Source organism: Ornithinibacillus liuyingii, assembly GCF_055550225.1.
The window spans coordinates 88,787-107,442 of the sequence record NZ_JBPWOS010000002.1 but is presented as its reverse complement, the minus strand read 5'-3'; the positions used below and the strand labels follow the sequence as shown (position 1 = coordinate 107,442).

The following is an 18,656-nucleotide window of genomic DNA, read 5'->3' as shown; positions in this document are numbered from 1 at the left end:
TCCTTGTAAAGGTATTTGATTTCATTCGTATATTACTTTTTAATGCAAAGCGAGAGTATTCCCCATGTTATTCGTCTCCTAGCAGAACTTCTTGAATACACCATTAGTAAGAAAAAATGCTCGGGATAAACTCCAAGCATTTTTAAAATAACCTTTATATGCCAAAGCAGCCTAATCAAGGTTTTCTCCATTACGCCACTTAAGGAAAAACGCCTTATACATTCACAGGTGCTTTCGTATAAATTCTAATATCACCAGATGACGATTTAATTCGAATGGAATTCTCCCCGTCTCCAGTCACACCAGTCAATCGCCTCGATTGTCCATCCATTTCAAAGGGGAGATTGGTTTCCATGTCAGAGGTATAAGCGATATCATATGCCGCATTTAATCCAATTTCCTGATCAATTTCAACCGCAATATCCCCCTTCAATGAATCTAACTGAACCGTAGCATAATCCACTATTCCAAGGTCAAAATCTCCTGAAATGGATTTTCCATTTAATCCTCCAGAGAACTCGTTCAGCTCAACATCTCCAGACTTCGTATCTACTGTTAAACTATCCACCTGAATACGAATCGCCTCTACATCTCCAGAGCTAACGTCAATCACTCCTTTAACCATGATTACATCCTCTAGCTCCACATCCCCGGAGGCTAACGCAATCTCTATATACTCCCCTCGAATATCCGTTAACGTAAGATCCCCTGAAGCAACCTTTGCATACGTAGAGCCAACAACTAGCTTATCGATTTCAATATCCCCTGAACTAGTCTGCAAATGACATTCCTCTGCACGTAATTTATTCGCTTGAATATCACCAGATGTACAATGAAGCTTAATCTTATTCGCCTTAATGTCCGAAAGGCTCGCATCACCTGATGCAGTATGAACCGAAATAGCCTTAGCACTTAGTTTCGAGACCGTAATATCACCTGATCTTGTACTAATTTTCCATCCTTCCGCTATATCAGCCGGGACAAATAACTGCATTTTTACCGAGGGGGAAAATTCAATGATGAACCGTTCCTTACTCGGTTTCATAAAAGTAATGTCCAACACATCATCCGTATGATCAACTAACATTTCAGGCCCATCCTCATATGAAGTAAAGACAATGGTTATATTCGCTTCCTGATGTTTCATTACTTCTACATCGATATCCGATCCAGCAATATGTATTTCCTTTAAACTCGTGACACCTAAAACTTCCTTTCTTACCACTTCTCTTTTCACAAAGGTACTTCTCGCACTGTCCACAATCCGGTTTAAAATAGAATCAGCCGTTTTCTCCTTACTCATTAACTCCACACCCTCTTCAATTAATAACTACTTAAATTGTACTAGCTTTTACAAGCAGAAACTAGTAACTAGGGAAGGAAATGTTCTCAGACTTAAGACGGATTAGGTGGGTAGGAGCAGTTTCTCGTAGGATAGGGGCATGTACTTTTCATTTGGGCGCATCTTTCCTTCGTTCGGGCTCATCCCCTTCTCACTCGGGCGCATCCTTCCCTATCCCCTACCACTTTCCTGGTAAACAATTTCATAGTATTCGTGATTAGGAATCTCATACCGGTCAGTAATGTTTCTTATGATACTGTTTATTTCCTTTTTATGAACAGTTTCTTCTATTGACGTTACAATCACCACAATCTTTAAGGGGAATTGTTTATAGTTCAATCCAACATTAATATAGTAAGTAAACATCCTATTCATTTTGTCAGTAATATCCCATAAAATTTTTTCCCAAATCCCAAGCTCATCTATACTGAGAATCGGCGCCTTGATTGGAGTAGTTGGCATGTAGGCTGGGTCTGCTGCATACCAAGTTTGATGATCATTCTCCTCCGTATATGGTTGAATCCAACTGATTCCAAATTTAAATGTGCGATCTTCCGTACAAGAATTTGTTTCATATTCAATTCCATTATCTACATATCCACCACTAAAGTCATATCCGTATTCTTCAGCCAGAGCAAAATCTGCCTCTACTCCTATGGTGAGCTTGGTAAATTCTTTATAAAATGAAATTGCTTCAAGCCTTTCTCCAGACTCAATATCTCCCTCTATGCGAAGCGAGGGAATGCAGCATTTAATTTTTTGCGCCTTATATTCCTTCTTGTATTTGTATTCAATTAAATATCTACCATTCGCATCACGACATCTTTTATCAACAATATATCGAATTGCTTTATATTCTATTTCCTCATCATCGACATACAATTTAATTGGTCCAAGTGGGGTTAGCAACACCATATCACCTTCAATCTATTTGAATTATCTAATTTACACTATAGAACATAGTATTCCTCACCTTTAGCCTTCATCCCCTTCCAGTCCTACGTGCTGATTCACTAATCATTAGACTCAGTTTCAAACGTCCTAACCACTTCTCCGATTCACTCATACTTCTTATCACACCATTTGTTTCTTCATGGTATTCCAGTCCTTCTACTGGTAAGTATTCAACATGTAATTTGGCGATTCGGTGTGCAATCATCGCCCATTCTGCATCTGTCATGTTTGCCTTTGAAAGGTCACGAATATAATTCGCACTTTCCCTTGAAAAGGAACAGGAGCCTGCTGTTATGTCTACTTCTTTCCCAAGCTCCAGCGAGCAAATCTTGTTTGTTATTTTTTCCGTTTCGATCCATTCCATTGGATGGGTGTTCATCGCTCGTTCCGTACGCCCCAAAATAAGGTAGTCATATGAGGGCATAAGCGATACTAATTGCTTTAATTCCTTTACATAGTTCTTCGCCCAAGTTAATAGCCGGTCAAAATCACAGTAATGGAAATAGGAGCTTTGACCGGTCAGTCCGAATTTCACCACTTCCCTGCGAGCATGGGCTGCTCCTTGCTTAGGTATCCTCTTCACATTAAATTCACTATTTTCCACTACATTAATCAGTTCGGGTGATGATTCCTCACTAATCGTAAGGAAAAGCTCCCCATATATATCCTTCAAGGCATCCTGTAACGATTGAAAAAGAGCCAAATTTTTACCCTTTGGATCGTGTGTAACTGCTAAAAGCGCAACTTGTGACATCTAATTCACCTCGGTTAAATAAAATTTATAGCGATGCTACTTACTATTAGAAGACTATTTCTTCCATTCGTCTGATTCATAAATTAATAGAAAAGCCCCAATAAATAATGGAATTAATAATAGAAAGTAGACTGGAGTAGGGATATAATACAAGTCCCAATAAGTAAAACTTGGAGACGCTATTTGGTCAATATAATGTGCTAATACCGAGATCATGATAACTAATGAAGAAACTAATAATGAAATACTAATAATAATAATTCCATATAGCTTATTACGAGACAAACTATATTCCTCCTTTTAAATAGAATCATAGAAATTTTATGTCTAAAATCATCTCACATACAACCCACCCCAATTTTAACATTAATTACCAAATAAAACCTCAAAACAACAAAAATATTCAGTATATTCCCCTAAATCCAATGACAGCTGTGAAACAAACGAAAACCAATTAACTCTTCATCACATTTCGATATTTATTATGTTAAAAATGTCGAGTATTTGATAAGCTGCTCTGCTATGATGTAGACAAGAAAAGGAGGGATATATTGTTAAAAGAATTAAATCAAGTGATGGATTATATAGAGGAGCGTTTAACTGATGATTTAACTTTAGAAAAGGTTTCTGAATTTGCTGGGGTTTCCGATTATCACTTTCGAAAAATATTTTTTTATCTCTCAGGAATTACACTAAATGAATATTTAAAAAACAGAAGATTGTCAGAAGCAAATAGGGATTTATTGCAAGGAGCAACCGTTACCGAGGTTGCGTTTCACTATGGTTATCAGTCAGTGGATGGCTTTACTAGAGCATTTAAGCGGTGGAGTGGATTTTTACCTTCCGATGTAATAAGAAAAGGGTTAAGCAAATCATTTCCGAAAATTTCTTTTGTCATAACGGTTAAAGGAGGAAATAGTATGGAATTTAGAATCGAGGAAAAACCAGCCTTTAATTTGGTTGGTGTAAGTAAACGCGTTCCTATACAATTCGAAGGGGTTAATCAGGAGATTGTGAAGCTTGCAGAAAGTATAACAGACGAGCAAAGAAAAGAAATGCGTTCCCTTCAAAATATAGAACCGTATGAAATCATCAATGCTTCCTACAACGCTGATGCTAATTTCAAAAAAGAAGAAGGCGATTTAACGCACATGATCGGGATTTTAACTACTGAAAATGACGTAAGTCCACTATTAGAAAAAGTACCAGTCGAAGCCTGTACCTGGGCAATATTTCCAAATGAAGGACCATTTCCATCGACATTACAAGAAACCATGGCAAAAACATATTCAGAATGGCTTCCGTCCTCCGATTATGAACTAATTCAAGCACCAACCTTTTCCTTTACAAAAATGGATGAGCATCAAAAAGATTATGCGTACAGCGAAGTTTGGATCCCTGTTCGGAGAAAGTAACAGCAAAGAGCAACGCAGCAGTGATACCCCAAAAGCTAGATTTTCTACTCTACCTTCCGAAGGGCATTACCTATGCGTTGCTCCTATACGTTATCCCATATATTCACTTACTACTATACACTCTCACCTGGTTCTAATTTCATCATTGCCCCAAAATATTGAGAGGCAGTAGTAAAGGTGACAAATGCACATAATTCACTTATTTCCTCTACTGTCATGTATTCTTTCAATACCTCAAACGTTGAATCGGCTATATCCCCTTTTTGTTTTAAGAAGACTTCTGCAAATCCTACCGCAATAGATGTTTTTTCATCAAAGCTAGCTGGATCTGGTTTTCCTTTAGCCTTACAATAGGCACATCCATTACGCTGAGCTAGTGTTCTTCTTACTTGTTCCTTTAATGCAGCCGTTAGCTTCCCATCTTTTTCTAACACATCACCTAACTGACTCCACTTTTCCATTACATCCTTATTATGTCCTAATAATCGTTGAAATGGTGTTCCCCCGAATGTTGATTCTACAATTCTTGCCATATCAGTTCCTCCATGTTCTATCAATATGGTAAAATTATATAAAATATATTCGACAAGTAACATTAAATCCAAAATGATTATTGACAAATCTATTTATAAATTTAACTATTAAAGGAGGATAACTTTAAAACATGAAAATAGATGATATTGACTTAAAAATAATCGACGAACTCCATAAAAATAGTCGTTTATCGATGAGCGAGCTTGGAAGAAGGGTCAATCTTTCCTCACCATCTGTAACAGAACGAGTAAGACAAATGGAATCCTTTGGAATCATAAAAAAATATACAGTAGAGGTAGATTATGAGAAATTAGGCTTACCGATTCAGTGTATTATTGAAGCAACTGTAAAAAATGGAGACTATCAATCTTTTAAACGGTTCATAGAGAAGCTTCCAAACATAGAATTTTGTTATCGAATTGCAGGAAGCGCCTGTTATATGATTAAAATTCAGTTTGACAGCTTCACTAATGCAGAAAAGTTCATCGATGAAGTAAGCCCAATCGCACAAACAGTAACACATTTTATTTTTTCTCAAGTTCCTACCAATCTTTCATTCAAATTGGATTGAAGTCAAAAAAACTCCCCCTAAGTACAAACAGTTTTTTTACCTGTCTACCTTATGGGGAGCATATAGAAGCATTTGGTTTGTTTTTCTGTTATAACACAGATAAAATTATTTCCTTCTTTCCAATGATCTGGAGTATCCGAAACACTCTCTAAATAACTTCCTACCAATATAATGGTGAAATTGGTTATATCTATCTCGGTAATATTCATTCCAATAGCTAATCATTCTATTATAGCTTTTGCAAAAGGCTTCTACATTTTCAAGACAAAAATTTTCAAATTGCTTAGTGTCCTGATTTTTTAACTTCTCGTAAGTCATTTCTAGTATTTCAACCACATATTCATCACATACTTTAACAATATAAGGGATAGCCCATGCCTCATAATCCAATTGCAGCAACAAGTCGATATGCTTTTGACGAACAAATCCATCACAGCTTCTGGAATATATACAATGCAAAATCATTTTTTGCTGCAAACTTAACTGATCTATTATCCTATCCGATTTATCCACGTTGTACATACGATATGGAAACCAAATCACCTGGTTATTTTGAACATATTGAACCCGATCCTGGGACACATCTATTGCAGCATGATGATACGTTTTTTTCGCTATTAGCCTACTTACTTTTATGACATCATCCTGTAAATGCTCGGGAAATCCGTGCTGAAACATCCTTTTCACATCCTTGCGTCGGAAAAAACTATCCTACTAATTTGCTTCAACATTAATACTACCATAATGTTCCAATATATTTTCATTTATAAAAAAACAAGGTAATCTACTAGAATAAATTACCTTGTTGTTAATCATCACAAATAGAATTGGTTCCCTTTATCTTTAACTGGCGTTTTAATGTGGAATGGGAATACCTTCTCCTAACTATCTTGTAATACCCCACTATTTATACTTCATCTAACAATACTAGGCAATGTTATTTACCTTTCTCTTATCCATCAACCGCTTTTTCATGCTTAAATGGACAAGGTATATAACTAGAAACACACCATAAACAGCTGTTCCAACAAGGTAAATTGCTTGATAAGAGGCAGCTGTAGCGACTAACCCTAATAGTAAAGAACCTCCACCAATACCTAAATCAAAGAAGTTAAAGAATGAAGCCATCGCATCCTCATGTTCATGTTCCTCGACTAAGTTCATACACCATGTCTGCACTGCTGGGAATATCGCCCCGAATCCAAACCCATAGAATATAGCTGCTGTTAAAATCATGCCGTTGCTGTTGGCAGCATATAGCATAATCATTCCAATAATCGCTAGTATAGAACCTGGTATTAGAATAATAGACGGCCCATATAAATCAAACAATTTTCCCGATATTAATCGAATAGCAAAACTTGCTACTGCAATCAATAAGAAAAACAGTCCAACGTTAGTAAAATCCTTTTCAATTGCGTATAGAGAAAAGAAGGACATAATTCCCCCCGCAGCCCCTCCAATTAACAAAATAAGCAAGGATGGGAATAGGACTCGTTTTTCGAGTATTTTCACGTTATGTTTCTCTTGTTTATCTAACACTTTTCCTTTTGGTGCTCTTTTGATAAATATCGCCATAATTACAGCTAGAAAAAGAACGGACATTCCTCCTAGGAATAAGCGTTGAAAGTCAAATAATTCTAATGTCATAATTCCAATCATAGGACCTACCGATATAGCTATTGTTTCCCCGACGCCAAAGTAACCTATCCCTTCTCCTCGACGATCCTTAGGGATTATTTCAGCTGCAAGAGTTGCAAAATACGTTGTAGCTAGTCCAAATCCAGCCCCATGAATCAAACGAATGATTAATAACACACTTATATTCGTGGAAAGGTAATAAGCACCTGTGGATAATGCAATTATTATAATCCCTAAAATTAAAAGCACTTTTTTATCAAATTTAGCTGCAAGACTTCCTGCAAATGGGCGTATTAATATTGCAGATAACATGAAAATTCCTGTGACTAAACCAACCTGATTTGCTTCCCCCCCTAAAGACGTAACAAATAACGGAAGGGTAGGTAATAACATTTCAAAAATCATAAAAACTAAAGCATTTGAGACTAGTACAAAAATAAAAAATAAAGACCAGATTTTATTATTTGTATGTGTCATACGTTTTCTCTCCTTTATAAACACTCATGCTGAAAACCACTTACAAATAATAAACCCTCCTGTAAGGGGAGGGTCAATAGGAAACAGGTATTTGTATTTCGTAAAGATGATCTTCTCTATTATTTGAGATATAATGGTCAACTATACTTCTTTCTATAGCATCGCCTATTATACGAAAACCGTTATCCTTTATGTATTGTAATAAAATATGGTAATACGGAGCTGAATCAAATTCTTCTCCTCTAAAATAAATACAGGCATACATCCCCTTCTGAAACGTTTTAACAAGGGGACTTTCAATATCTCCTTCTTCGATTAAGATAAAAATGGAGTTGTATTCATCAAACTTATTATCGTCTACATTATTTATGCTCACGGTAAGTCCAACACCGCCAATAAATATGGAAGATTTCATATTCGCCGAGTTCTCTAGCTGTCTAAGTGTTAGCTCCAATTCTGGTTCTGAGCTTATTTTTTCCATTAATCTTACTACTTTTCTTTCACTAACTTCCTTTATAGTTGGTACACCTAACTCCATTATATTTCGAGCCAGTTTAATATCATTTATTCGGTTTTGAAATCGGCGCTGAACGCGTTCTAATTCCTTTATTTTTGTTTCTGTTAATTCTTTTTGTTTTTCTAATAATGCCAAGAAGTCGTCAATGTCCCGATGATATAAGTGGCTCTTAATTTCTTTTAAGGTAAATCCTATCTCCTTTAAATACTGGATAGTGTTTAATTGTTCGAACTGCTCCGTGGAATAGTATCTATATCCATTGTTCTTATCGATCTCTACTGGTTTCAATAGATCAATTTCATCATAGTATCTTAGAGTCTTTATAGTAGTATTATGAAGTTTAGCCATTTCTCCAATAGAAAATCTATTTTTCATCTTGTTCATCCTTTTGTCATGTTTAGATACTCTAATGTGTACGATAGAATGTCTGACCCAAAGATAGCACAGAAAGGGAAAAGAATACTATCTCAACCTTTCTCCAAAGCTTATGCCGTTTTTTCAGTGGACATATAAGAATCCCATTAAATCGTATGACCTATCCAACGATCAAATCTATTGCTCTGAAATCTTTTCCTGAAACAATCCTTCCTATACAACCTTCTCCTCTGCTTCACGTATAGAATCCGCTATAACTTCACACTTCTTTATAGCCCAAACATAATGATTCGTAGTGTTTGCCGCAAAATAGCTGTATAGATTACTTGTTTTCGTCCACTTATAGTATTTTTTCGTCATGATTTCTTCGTTGGTATGGGCTTTAATGAGCTTCATTACTCTCTCATGGCTTAGCTTCAACTTTTTGATAGCTTGATTTAATGTAACCTCTTGATAGTTTTCCCATATACGCATATTAAGCTGCTTGAGCGTTCTCCATTTAAACCCCGGTGCTGGCATCGAAGGAGTATCGCCATCCATCCCTTCTCGATACCATCTCTCTAGCATGGCATGCCATTCATACAGATGCATGATCACATCACGAAAATTCTTATCTCTTTCGTTCGTTTCAATTGAAATACTCCTTTTTCTACTAGGTACCGATTCAATGATTTCGAATAATAATTGAAAATGATGCTCGCTATTCTGTATTAACATTGCTTTTTCACTTGTTTCCATCCATGTCCTCTCCTTTGTAAACGTTCAATATCTATGTTCTTGAATTCACAAAAATCACGTGCAAAAAATCTTCACCCTATCCAGTCCAGTTGCCTCTACTTTAATAGCCATGGAACATTCATCTTTATCTCAACCTGAATAATTGGCTTAGGGAACCCCTCAGGTACTAATGCCAAATCCTGTGTAAACCATACGTCAGCCTCACACTGTTCGATTGAATATGGGGTTAGTACCTCAGTACTTATTACATTCGACGGCCAGTTTTCTGGACCATCGATGATTCGACCAACAATATGATAAAAAATACCATATACATGTGTTCCATCCTGATTGGCTATGTAATGAGATATTTCCCCTTCTTTGCGCGGATCAATTCCAAGTGAATGAAATAAAGCCTTTATCTCATGTGGGAAGGTTTCACATGCTAAAACATAATTAGCACAGTCCTCGCAATCACAGTCCTCCGTGATCAGATGATAATGATTATAGAATTCTTTTGTTTTCATGACGTCTACCTCAATAATCCAAGAGCCTAATTCCATTCGTTTCATTGTCTCACCTAACTTGTTTTCATAGTTATATTCTACCAAGCTCATTAGCTACCCGACATACTCTAACACCATTAAATAAATCGCGATGCACAGGCCTAGTAGACTCGCCTTCATTTTAGAAGGATGATACTTTTTATACAGTAACATATATAGAAAAACGACGATAAACCCCAGTGGAACCCATAATTGAAACATACCCTCTCTTGTACCGTATGAAAAAATAGGATAAATAATAATACTAATAAGAAAATAGTAGAAAACCGTAATGCGTCTCGTTTCTAAATTCTTACTCCACCTAACTAAAAGAAAAATCATTAGTATGATGATTAAGGTAATGTGCAAAGGCGGTAACATAATCGTTACAAACCCGAAATCAAATTCCATTTGTTGATAACCCCCTTTAGCAGATTAGAGAGTTGTGCGCCACAAGGGAACTAGCAATTAGCTTTTATCCCGATTAAAAATCCACATAAAACGGCTGCATCGTTTCGTCCAAGCAATATTCAATTCGCTGTCTAAAGTTTAAAACCGTCACCATCTCAAGCGCCTCTTCAATCGGAAAGAAACCAACCTCCAAACTTTCCGGACTAGTAGTTGGTACCCCTCCAATAGGCCTTCCTAAAAATAACGTATTACAGATGGATCGTTCTACATTTTGAAATATTCCGCAGAACTTGATAATTTCTATATCAATACCAGATTCCTCTTTTGTCTCGCGAATCGCGGCCGCCTTTATCGATTCCCCCTCTTCTACTTGACCTCCTGGCATTTCCCATCCTCTTCGTGGTCCTTTAATCAATAAGATTTCCTGTTTATCATTCAGCACAATTGCCGCCGCTGATACTATATGCTTCGGTGCTACCATGTTATTGCTCCCCCTTTATTCTTCATTTATTATCTCCCTCTCAAACGTTTCTCCTTTTCGGTAAACAACCTTTAACACAAGCCTCATATCGTCATAGATATCGATATTATGTTTCTCAAAAGAGCTATTGCTCGGTCCTTCTTCAATCCTATCCAACTCATCCTCATCAATAAGCTTTCCTTGTTGGTATTTTAGGAGCGATACGTTTTCAATGACATTTTCCAAGCCTTCTGCTACATAATGGTGTAGATACACCTGAAACACTTTATCCTCTAAATAAACACCAGTTTCCATATAGCCATACAATTCGGTTAAGAAATCATATAAGTATCCAGTTTGAATATAACCACTCTTGTATGAACCATCCTCTTTTACTACGGAAACATAATATTGAAATTGAGTGCTATCGTATAGATCATCTGTTATTTCATTAATTGGTACATCGTCCAATTCCTCTACATGACTTGTTACACCATATATTTCAGTAGGTTGCCAAATGGTCCCCATACCTGTTTCAAGTGGAATAGAAGCCTCAAATAGTCCTCGTTCTCTTTCGGTTGCAGGAATACTCGTGAATTGCTCATCCTCTCTAAGTGCATAATGAAACCTCACATCAGATTCACCCGCCAACTCTTTTATAAGCCATTTAAACCGTAATTCACCATCACCAGCACTAGTTAAAATAACCTCTGTATCGATATTCTCAAGCCAGCTTTGTTGTTGTTGAATGTCATCTAATAAACTCATTATCTCACTGGTCTGATTTTCTAATTCATTCGACATATATTGTTGGTCCGACATAACTTGACCTATCCTATTCCCTAACTCATTTACTTTAGTTAGCAAATATATGTTCAGGAACAAGCTAATGAAAAGCGCTGAAATACCGAAGATACAGGCGTATTTAATAGGCTTCTTCTCTTTCATTCACAACCTCCTTATCGGCACTATCCGCCCTACATTCCCTCAGGTCTACTTTCCATTAACCCTTTAAAACTATGACGGTATTGCCACATTAATAAACCTTCTAATAGGACAACTAACACCGCCAAGAATAATAACTCTGAGTCGACGAAAATATGAAATGCCAAGATATTCACAATAATGCCTGCCAATACAACGATTGCTAGTGGCACAAAGCGGCGAATTAGAAGTAATATGCCAGCAATAATCTCAACACCTTTTTCCATGGCCAAGAGATACCCATCACCTAGAAACTCCATAGCTGCAGGACTTGTTGGGGCAAATGATTCTAATCCAACTAATACAAAGTAACCATTCAAACCCGCTCCAAGAAAAATCAACCCCAGTACAATTTCACTGACCCGGGTTACCACATTCATATCGAATCCCCCTATAAAGTAAAAAATTTCCTATCCAATATTTTACCATTATTACAACTAAAATTTATTAATATTTTCAATATTAATTTTCTTATTTCGATAGTAATTAGATGCCTCTATTTGGAAACGCTTTAATATTGATTGACTCGCTGTTTCCCCTGTTGTTATAATTCCTATTAGTAAACTACTACTGTTCACACATCAAGAAGGGATGGAACCTACCATGCTTCCTCACGAAATAATAGCATTAGCCAATACACAATCAGAAATATTATCACTTCTATCAAACTATCAACATATCATCGTCTCTATGGCAAATGGAGAACCCGATTATATTCTTAACTTGATTGATGAGCATCCAGAGGCCTTTACTAACCTCACCATTCACCAAATGCTAGAATTGAAGGATCGCCGTTATATTCAAGGAGAATACCCGAATATCCGTTATGTATCCTATTTTCTAAGTAAACATGCAAGAAAATCCTTTTTAAATGGAACATGTGACTTAATTCCTAATCATTTTCACCAAATGCCACGCCTATTAGAAAAACGTTGTCCCAACCCATTGGTCATAAGTCAAGCCTCTCCAATGGACGAAGAAGGCTATTTTTCATTAGGTACGTCAGGTGATTATACAGCACATTTTATTGGGAAAGCGCCATTTGTTCTACAAGTAAATAACCATGTCCCAAAAACACATGGAAAAAATAGAATCCACATCTCTCAAGTAGCTGGATTTATCCAATATGACCAATCACTACAAGAACTACCGAACGCTCCCATCTGTGATATTGACCAACAAATAGCGGAATATGTTGCAGAGCGAATTGAGAATGGTTCCACACTTCAAGTTGGGATCGGTGGGATTCCGAACGCTGTAGTAAGTCTATTAAAAGACCATCGTGATTTAGGAATTCATACTGAAATGCTGACCGACGGTGTTTATGACCTAGCGACAAACGGTGTCATTACTGGTACGAAGAAACATACTCACCCAGAAAAAATAATCGCAACATTTGCTTTTGGGACCCAACGACTTTATGACTTCATGAACAACAATAAGCAAATCGAAATATTACCTGTCAATCAAGTGAATGATCCACGAGTCATAGCCAAAGAGGATAATATGGTAGCGATAAACGCTACGACGGAGATTGATTTTTATGGCCAATGTGCTTCTGAGACAGTCGCTGGCAAGTACTATAGCTCTACAGGTGGACAAACTGATTTTGGCTCTGGTGTTCGTTTTGCGAAGAACGGAAAAGGATTTATCTGTCTTTATTCAACCGCCAAAAATGACACCATTTCTCGGATTAAACCGATATTAAGCCCGGCTTCAGTTGTGACCACATCCAAAAATGATGTCGACTATATCGTAACCGAATATGGAATTGCCCAACTACAAGGTAAGTCCATTTTTGCCCGTACAAAAGCTTTAATCGATATTGCCCATCCAAAGTTCCGTGATGAGCTAACATATGAAGCGAAGAAAATGGGGTTTTGGATTTAATTGCAAACGGAGGTCGAGCTACATTATAAGGAGTACTGAAATTATTCAGGCTCCTTTTTGCCTTTGTCAGATCATTCTAGTGCAACCTAATAATTCCTTAACCTCCATACGAAGTTACTGACAAGTGGTAGATACTTCCTTTATCTTATATTCCAACCACACTCCTCCGATTATTCTTTTCCTCCTAAATAACTTTCAGAAGTTGTAGTTAAATAATTCCAATGGGTAATAATAACGTTAATATAGAATTTATTGGAGGAAGAAAATGGAGAACTACCAAAATACAAACAAGACAAGACGCTACAAGGCGCATGTCAGTATTTTTGGGACAACCCAATTACATTTACGAAACCCTTGGACCATTGCCATGTGGTCTTTTGCCTTCCCAGGCTTTGGCCACTTTCTTTTAAATAAATACTTTAGGGGATTTGCTTTATTTTTTTGGGAAATATTTATCAACCAAACAGCAAGTATTAACTTAGCCATTGTCTATTCCTTTACAGGTCAATTTGAATTAGCCAAGGAAGTCCTAGATTTGAGAATGATTCTAATGTATCTTCCTGTTTACCTTTTTGCAATTTGGGATAGTTATCGTACTACTGTCGACAAAAACAACATTTATATACTAGCAAAAAAAGAGGATAGTCCGTTTAATTCATTTACTATCGGTAACTTTGAGATTAATTACTTGGATAAACGAAGCCCAATATTAGCTACCTTATGGGCTATGGCTATCCCGAGTGTCGGTCAGCTTTATGTTCATCGGATTATCCTTGCTAGCTTTACCCTAATATGGACCGCTATTTTTGTATACAATTCCCATTTTCTTGAGGCAGCCATTTACTTGGTAAACGGGGATTTGAGTAAATCAAATGCTGTATTAGATGCCCAGTGGTTCTTATATATTCCTTCTTTTTACTTTTTTTCTATTTATGATTCGTACACAAGTACTGTTGAGAATAATAAACTGTTTGAAGATGAACAAAGAAAGTATTTAAAAAGTCATTATCAAGATTATACATTTAAATTAACTAACACAGGTAAGGTGGGTAACATGCAAATATTTGCTACATTCGAACATTCAACCTATCTAGAATTAGCTATAGCTGAATTGGAGGAACAAGGTGTTAAAAATATATTGGCATTACCATTAAAGAATCGCACAGAAGAAAGAAAGCTATTCGATAATCTTCACCAATCTGATGGCGTATCCATGATATCGAAAGCAATGATATTGGCATATCTCATTTCAACCTTAGCAGCAGCAAAAGGATTTGCCTGGGAATGGGGACCGATAATCTGGGGTATAATCGGTGCTGGTATCGGGATGATTATCGGGTTTGGTTACGATTTATTGATGAAAAAAGTGATAAAAAAGAAACAAAGGCAATTAAGAGGAAAGAATTCTGAAGTAATACTTGTCGTAGAATGTGAAGAGCATCAAAAAAAGGATGTGATTAGCATTTTACGAGATCGTTTAGCATTTGGAATTGCAGAATTTAGTCCGAAATAGGCATGACGAGAAGCAGCTTATTCAATTGATATAGCTGCTTTTCATATTAGCTTGATTTCATATTCATCCCCCTCATTCTGCTATTATGCTTCCTCACTTCTCGTTAAACCAAGCAACAGAATCGATTAATTCCCACTCCTATGATAAGCTTTCACTAGAGCTTTAATAATAACTACATAGGAGTGATGTTCATGACAAACACAATGATCCCAGAAATCACATTAAATGATGGTAATCGCATTCCTGCTGTTGGTTTTGGTACATACAAACTGAAAGGAAATGAAGGCGTATCAGCAATTGAAAGTGCGATTAATCATGGCTACCGCCTGCTTGACTCTGCTTATAATTATGAAAATGAAGGAACTGTCGGGGAGGCAATACGTAGAACTTCAGTCCCTCGAGAACAACTACAGATCACATCAAAGCTTCCTGGAAGATATCATAATTATAAGGATGCGGTCACAACTGTACAGGAATCCCTTTATCGCGCCAATTTAGATTACTATGATATTTACTTGATTCACTGGCCAAATCCGAATCGTGAATTATATGTGGAAGCTTGGCAAGCATTAATCGATGCGAAAAAATGGGGCTTAATCCGTACTATTGGCGTATGTAACTTCTTACCTGAGCACCTAACGAAGCTTGAAAAAGAGACTGGTGTATTACCAGCAATTAACCAAATTGAACTTCATCCATTCTTCAACCAAGAAGAACAACGTAAATGGCATGGGGAACATGGTATTGTGACCGAATCTTGGAGTCCATTAGCTCGTGCTAATGATGTATTTGAACATGAAACGTTGAAGAAAATCGCAGAAAAACACAACAAAACCGTTTCCCAAGTCGTCCTACGCTGGCATTATCAATTAGGAGCTGTTGCAATTCCTAAATCAGCTAATCCTACTCGTCAGCTCGAGAACATCTCCATCTTTGATTTCAGCTTAGATGCAGATGATATGCAAACCATCGCTAGCTTTACCCGTCCTGATGGTCGCCTTAAAGGACAAGACCCAGCTGTATATGAAGAATTTTAATCTGTAATCATGCTCTCTACAAAAGTAGGGAGCTTTTTTCACCTATTGCATTCCTTTCCCCACATTGATATGGTAAAAGTAACCAGATTAATAGAAAGGATTTTCGGGATGAATGAGAAAGTATTATCACTAAACGACTTAACCATGAGTTACTCAGGAAAAACTGTGTTAAACGGCATCAATCTAGATGTCTATCGGGGACAAATAATCGGCTATATTGGGCCAAATGGTGCTGGGAAAAGCACGACATTGAAAATCATCCTCGGCCTAATTGAAGGATATGGTGGTACAGTAGAAATACTTGGTAAAAATATTGCTTCTAATAATGACTCTTATAAACAAAAAATCGGCTATGTCCCAGAAAATGCAGAGATTTATGATACGTTAACTGCAGCCGAATACCTAACCTTCATCGGAGAGCTCTACGGATTAGAACGACAAAAGGCAGAGGATAAAGCATTACGATTACTTCAACAATTCGATATGGAAGAAGTCTTTCACGCTAGAATCTCCTCCTTTTCCAAAGGAATGCGGCAAAAGGTATTAATCATCTCCAGTCTATTACATAATCCCGATATTATTTTCCTTGATGAGCCACTGAGTGGACTCGATGCCAACAGTGTTATGGTCATTAAGGATATGCTAGAAGACTTAGCTAACCAAGGAAAAACCATCTTCTACTCCTCCCATATCATGGATGTGGTAGAGAAAATCAGTAACCGAATTGTTTTACTAGTCAATGGCAAAATTGCAGCCGATGGCTCCTTCGATGAATTGAAAGCGCAAAGCCATGAAGGCTCACTAGAGGGGATATTCAATCAGCTAACTGGATTTGATGTACATAAAGTAACAGCGGAGAACATTGTATCCATCGTGACAGAGGATGGTCCTCATGAGTAACTTTCGTACATTAAAGCTACTGGATCGCTTCCAAATTGTCTTTAATAAGCTTGATATTGATTACCCTGTCATGCGAAAAATCGTAGAAATCAAGCTTACCATGGATTCTAGACGTGTTCCAACAATATTGAATGATACGAAGAAAAAGGAAGGGAATCAGTTTTTAAAATCTCTCTGGATATATGCCTTATATGGTATTCTGCTTATCCCATTTCTATTTATGGGGAATAGCTACATGCTTCAATCGAGCATCATGCTAGCCATTGCAATGTTTATTCTGATGACTTCAATGATTTCCGACTATTCCTCCGTACTATTAGATGTTCGTGATAAGGTCATATTGAATTCGAAACCAATCAACACAAGGACCATCAATGCAGCTAAGCTAGTACATATTGCCATTTATCTATCTATACTGACCGGTGCCTTTATCGGCATACCAGCCATCGTTATGCTCTTTGTACATGGTGCCTGGTATTTTCTCATTTTTATTCTAGAGATTATTTTACTAAATTTATTCATTATGGCCTTAACAGCATTAGCCTACATTCTGATTCTGCGTTTTTTTGATGGGGAAAAATTAAAGGATATTATTAACTATGTACAGATTTTCCTCGCGGTCGGTATTGTTATTGGCTATCAAGTCATCATTCGTGTATTTGACTTCATGGATATGAATGTTACCTATGCCTTTAGCTGGTGGCACGTCTTCATGCCACCATTATGGTTCAGTGCACCATTTGAGCTTCTCTTAAATCATAATTATACGCCAGAAATTATCCTTCTATCGGCAATGGCTATCATTGTTCCGTTACTGTCTATTATGCTTTATTACTGGTTAATGCCTTCATTTGAGAAGAACCTACAGAAATTAATGGAGGAATCGAGTAAGAAGAAAAAGAAAACATGGAGTCTAGACAGACTGTTTGAAAGGCTAATTTGCTTCAACAAAGAAGAACGTACCTTTTATCGGTTTGCCTCCATCATGATTAGTCGGGAGAGAGATTTTAAATTAAAAGTGTATCCTTCCTTAGGAATGGCATTGGTTTTTCCATTTATCTTTCTTTACAATAATATCAGTTTAATGGATTCTGTCGACTGGGGAAATAGCAAAGCCTATTTAACACTTTATTTCGCCAATATTATTATCGGTGCTGTCGTCTATATGCTACAATTTTCTAGTAAGTATAAAGGTGCCTGGATTTTCCAAACAACACCAATACATAGTGAATCTAGTGTATACAGTGCGACCTTAAAAGCCTTTCTCGTAAAATTATATTTACCGATTTTTCTTATATTATCGGTAGTGTATTGTTGGATTTTTTCAATCCGTATTATACCAGACATTCTCGTTATCCTTTTTACGGCGATTTTACAAGTACTCCTTTCCTATAAAGTATTTAATACTGGAAAGTTTCCATTTACGCGGCCTTTTGAATCTGCACAGCAGGGCGGTGCTACTGCCGGGATTATCATCGTATTAATGCTTATAGTTGGGGTCTTGGCACTCATTCATTTCCTCGTTTCCCTAATAACGATTGGGATCTATATCTACTTAGCATTAGTTGCAATTCTAACCATCGTTCTCTGGAAAATGACTTTTCGAAAAAGATAGAAAG

General features: G+C 36.9%; 21 protein-coding genes. 7 read left to right on the top strand and 14 right to left on the bottom strand.

What is annotated here, in order from left to right; genetic code table 11:
• Window positions 1–214 precede the first annotated feature (214 nt).
• The 4 genes from ACSKT4_RS03445 to ACSKT4_RS03430 all read right to left on the bottom strand — a co-directional run bounded on the left by ACSKT4_RS03445 (window position 215) and on the right by ACSKT4_RS03430 (window position 3,335).
• Window positions 215–1,303 carry a DUF4097 family beta strand repeat-containing protein gene (locus ACSKT4_RS03445; RefSeq protein WP_186870868.1) on the bottom strand — a complete coding sequence of 363 codons (1,089 nt, stop codon included), beginning with the start codon at window positions 1,301–1,303 and terminating at the stop codon, window positions 215–217.
• Between the two features lie 210 nt (window positions 1,304–1,513).
• Window positions 1,514–2,254 (bottom strand): hypothetical protein, encoded by a 741-nt coding sequence (locus ACSKT4_RS03440; RefSeq protein WP_186870867.1) that lies wholly within the window; start codon window positions 2,252–2,254, stop codon window positions 1,514–1,516.
• Window positions 2,255–2,324: 70 nt separating this feature from the next.
• Entirely contained in the window at window positions 2,325–3,050 is a 726-nt protein-coding gene (locus tag ACSKT4_RS03435; RefSeq protein ID WP_186870866.1) for a hypothetical protein, read from the bottom strand.
• 54 nt (window positions 3,051–3,104) lie between these two features.
• The gene (locus ACSKT4_RS03430) at window positions 3,105–3,335 is read right to left on the bottom strand and encodes a hypothetical protein (RefSeq protein WP_186870865.1); all 231 of its coding nucleotides are present in this window, start codon (window positions 3,333–3,335) and stop codon (window positions 3,105–3,107) included.
• 266 nt (window positions 3,336–3,601) lie between these two features.
• On the opposite strand from ACSKT4_RS03430, the gene ACSKT4_RS03425 reads away from it, so the two are divergent.
• Window positions 3,602–4,465 (top strand): AraC family transcriptional regulator, encoded by an 864-nt coding sequence (locus ACSKT4_RS03425; protein ID WP_186870864.1) that lies wholly within the window; start codon window positions 3,602–3,604, stop codon window positions 4,463–4,465.
• Between the two features lie 113 nt (window positions 4,466–4,578).
• Here ACSKT4_RS03425 and ACSKT4_RS03420 read toward each other — a convergent pair whose 3' ends face one another.
• Window positions 4,579–4,998: a carboxymuconolactone decarboxylase family protein gene (locus tag ACSKT4_RS03420; protein WP_186870863.1), complete on the bottom strand. Its 420-nt coding sequence runs from the start codon at window positions 4,996–4,998 to the stop codon at window positions 4,579–4,581.
• Window positions 4,999–5,129: 131 nt separating this feature from the next.
• Here ACSKT4_RS03420 and ACSKT4_RS03415 point away from each other — a divergent pair, with 131 nt between their 5' ends.
• Window positions 5,130–5,570 (top strand): Lrp/AsnC family transcriptional regulator, encoded by a 441-nt coding sequence (locus ACSKT4_RS03415; RefSeq protein WP_186870862.1) that lies wholly within the window; start codon window positions 5,130–5,132, stop codon window positions 5,568–5,570.
• Window positions 5,571–5,675: 105 nt separating this feature from the next.
• Here the strand turns inward: ACSKT4_RS03415 and ACSKT4_RS03410 are convergent, their stop codons facing one another.
• The 9 genes from ACSKT4_RS03410 to ACSKT4_RS03370 form a co-directional block, all read right to left on the bottom strand.
• Window positions 5,676–6,248: a hypothetical protein gene (locus ACSKT4_RS03410; protein WP_186870861.1), complete on the bottom strand. Its 573-nt coding sequence runs from the start codon at window positions 6,246–6,248 to the stop codon at window positions 5,676–5,678.
• Between the two features lie 249 nt (window positions 6,249–6,497).
• Window positions 6,498–7,688 carry an MFS transporter gene (locus ACSKT4_RS03405; RefSeq protein WP_186870860.1) on the bottom strand — a complete coding sequence of 397 codons (1,191 nt, stop codon included), beginning with the start codon at window positions 7,686–7,688 and terminating at the stop codon, window positions 6,498–6,500.
• 73 nt (window positions 7,689–7,761) lie between these two features.
• Window positions 7,762–8,580 carry a MerR family transcriptional regulator gene (locus ACSKT4_RS03400; protein ID WP_186870859.1) on the bottom strand — a complete coding sequence of 273 codons (819 nt, stop codon included), beginning with the start codon at window positions 8,578–8,580 and terminating at the stop codon, window positions 7,762–7,764.
• A gap of 213 nt (window positions 8,581–8,793) precedes the next feature.
• Window positions 8,794–9,318 carry a ClbS/DfsB family four-helix bundle protein gene (locus tag ACSKT4_RS03395; RefSeq protein ID WP_186870858.1) on the bottom strand — a complete coding sequence of 175 codons (525 nt, stop codon included), beginning with the start codon at window positions 9,316–9,318 and terminating at the stop codon, window positions 8,794–8,796.
• Between the two features lie 95 nt (window positions 9,319–9,413).
• Window positions 9,414–9,914 (bottom strand): hypothetical protein, encoded by a 501-nt coding sequence (locus ACSKT4_RS03390; protein WP_186870857.1) that lies wholly within the window; start codon window positions 9,912–9,914, stop codon window positions 9,414–9,416.
• 3 nt (window positions 9,915–9,917) lie between these two features.
• A complete protein-coding gene (locus ACSKT4_RS03385; RefSeq protein WP_186870856.1) occupies window positions 9,918–10,253 on the bottom strand; it encodes a hypothetical protein in 336 nt (111 codons plus the stop codon).
• Window positions 10,254–10,326: 73 nt separating this feature from the next.
• Window positions 10,327–10,734: an NUDIX hydrolase gene (locus tag ACSKT4_RS03380; protein WP_211741913.1), complete on the bottom strand. Its 408-nt coding sequence runs from the start codon at window positions 10,732–10,734 to the stop codon at window positions 10,327–10,329.
• A gap of 15 nt (window positions 10,735–10,749) precedes the next feature.
• Window positions 10,750–11,661, bottom strand: coding sequence for a hypothetical protein (locus ACSKT4_RS03375; protein WP_465822814.1), 912 nt, complete (start codon window positions 11,659–11,661; stop codon window positions 10,750–10,752).
• Window positions 11,662–11,690: 29 nt separating this feature from the next.
• Complete coding sequence (locus ACSKT4_RS03370) at window positions 11,691–12,077, bottom strand: hypothetical protein (RefSeq protein WP_465822812.1); 387 nt, start codon at window positions 12,075–12,077, stop codon at window positions 11,691–11,693.
• A 211-nt stretch (window positions 12,078–12,288) separates the two neighbouring features.
• On the opposite strand from ACSKT4_RS03370, the gene ACSKT4_RS03365 reads away from it, so the two are divergent.
• The 5 genes from ACSKT4_RS03365 (at window position 12,289) to ACSKT4_RS03345 (ending at window position 18,652) form a co-directional block, all read left to right on the top strand.
• A complete protein-coding gene (locus tag ACSKT4_RS03365; RefSeq protein WP_465822810.1) occupies window positions 12,289–13,587 on the top strand; it encodes an acetyl-CoA hydrolase/transferase family protein in 1,299 nt (432 codons plus the stop codon).
• Between the two features lie 265 nt (window positions 13,588–13,852).
• Window positions 13,853–15,100, top strand: coding sequence for a hypothetical protein (locus ACSKT4_RS03360; RefSeq protein WP_465822808.1), 1,248 nt, complete (start codon window positions 13,853–13,855; stop codon window positions 15,098–15,100).
• 191 nt (window positions 15,101–15,291) lie between these two features.
• A complete protein-coding gene (locus ACSKT4_RS03355) occupies window positions 15,292–16,137 on the top strand; it encodes an aldo/keto reductase (RefSeq protein ID WP_465822806.1) in 846 nt (281 codons plus the stop codon).
• Window positions 16,138–16,245: 108 nt separating this feature from the next.
• Window positions 16,246–17,037 (top strand): ABC transporter ATP-binding protein, encoded by a 792-nt coding sequence (locus tag ACSKT4_RS03350; protein WP_186870850.1) that lies wholly within the window; start codon window positions 16,246–16,248, stop codon window positions 17,035–17,037.
• The gene (locus ACSKT4_RS03345) at window positions 17,030–18,652 is read left to right on the top strand and encodes a hypothetical protein (RefSeq protein ID WP_186870849.1); all 1,623 of its coding nucleotides are present in this window, start codon (window positions 17,030–17,032) and stop codon (window positions 18,650–18,652) included. Before ACSKT4_RS03350 ends, ACSKT4_RS03345 begins: the two co-directional genes overlap by 8 nt.
• Window positions 18,653–18,656 lie beyond the last annotated feature (4 nt).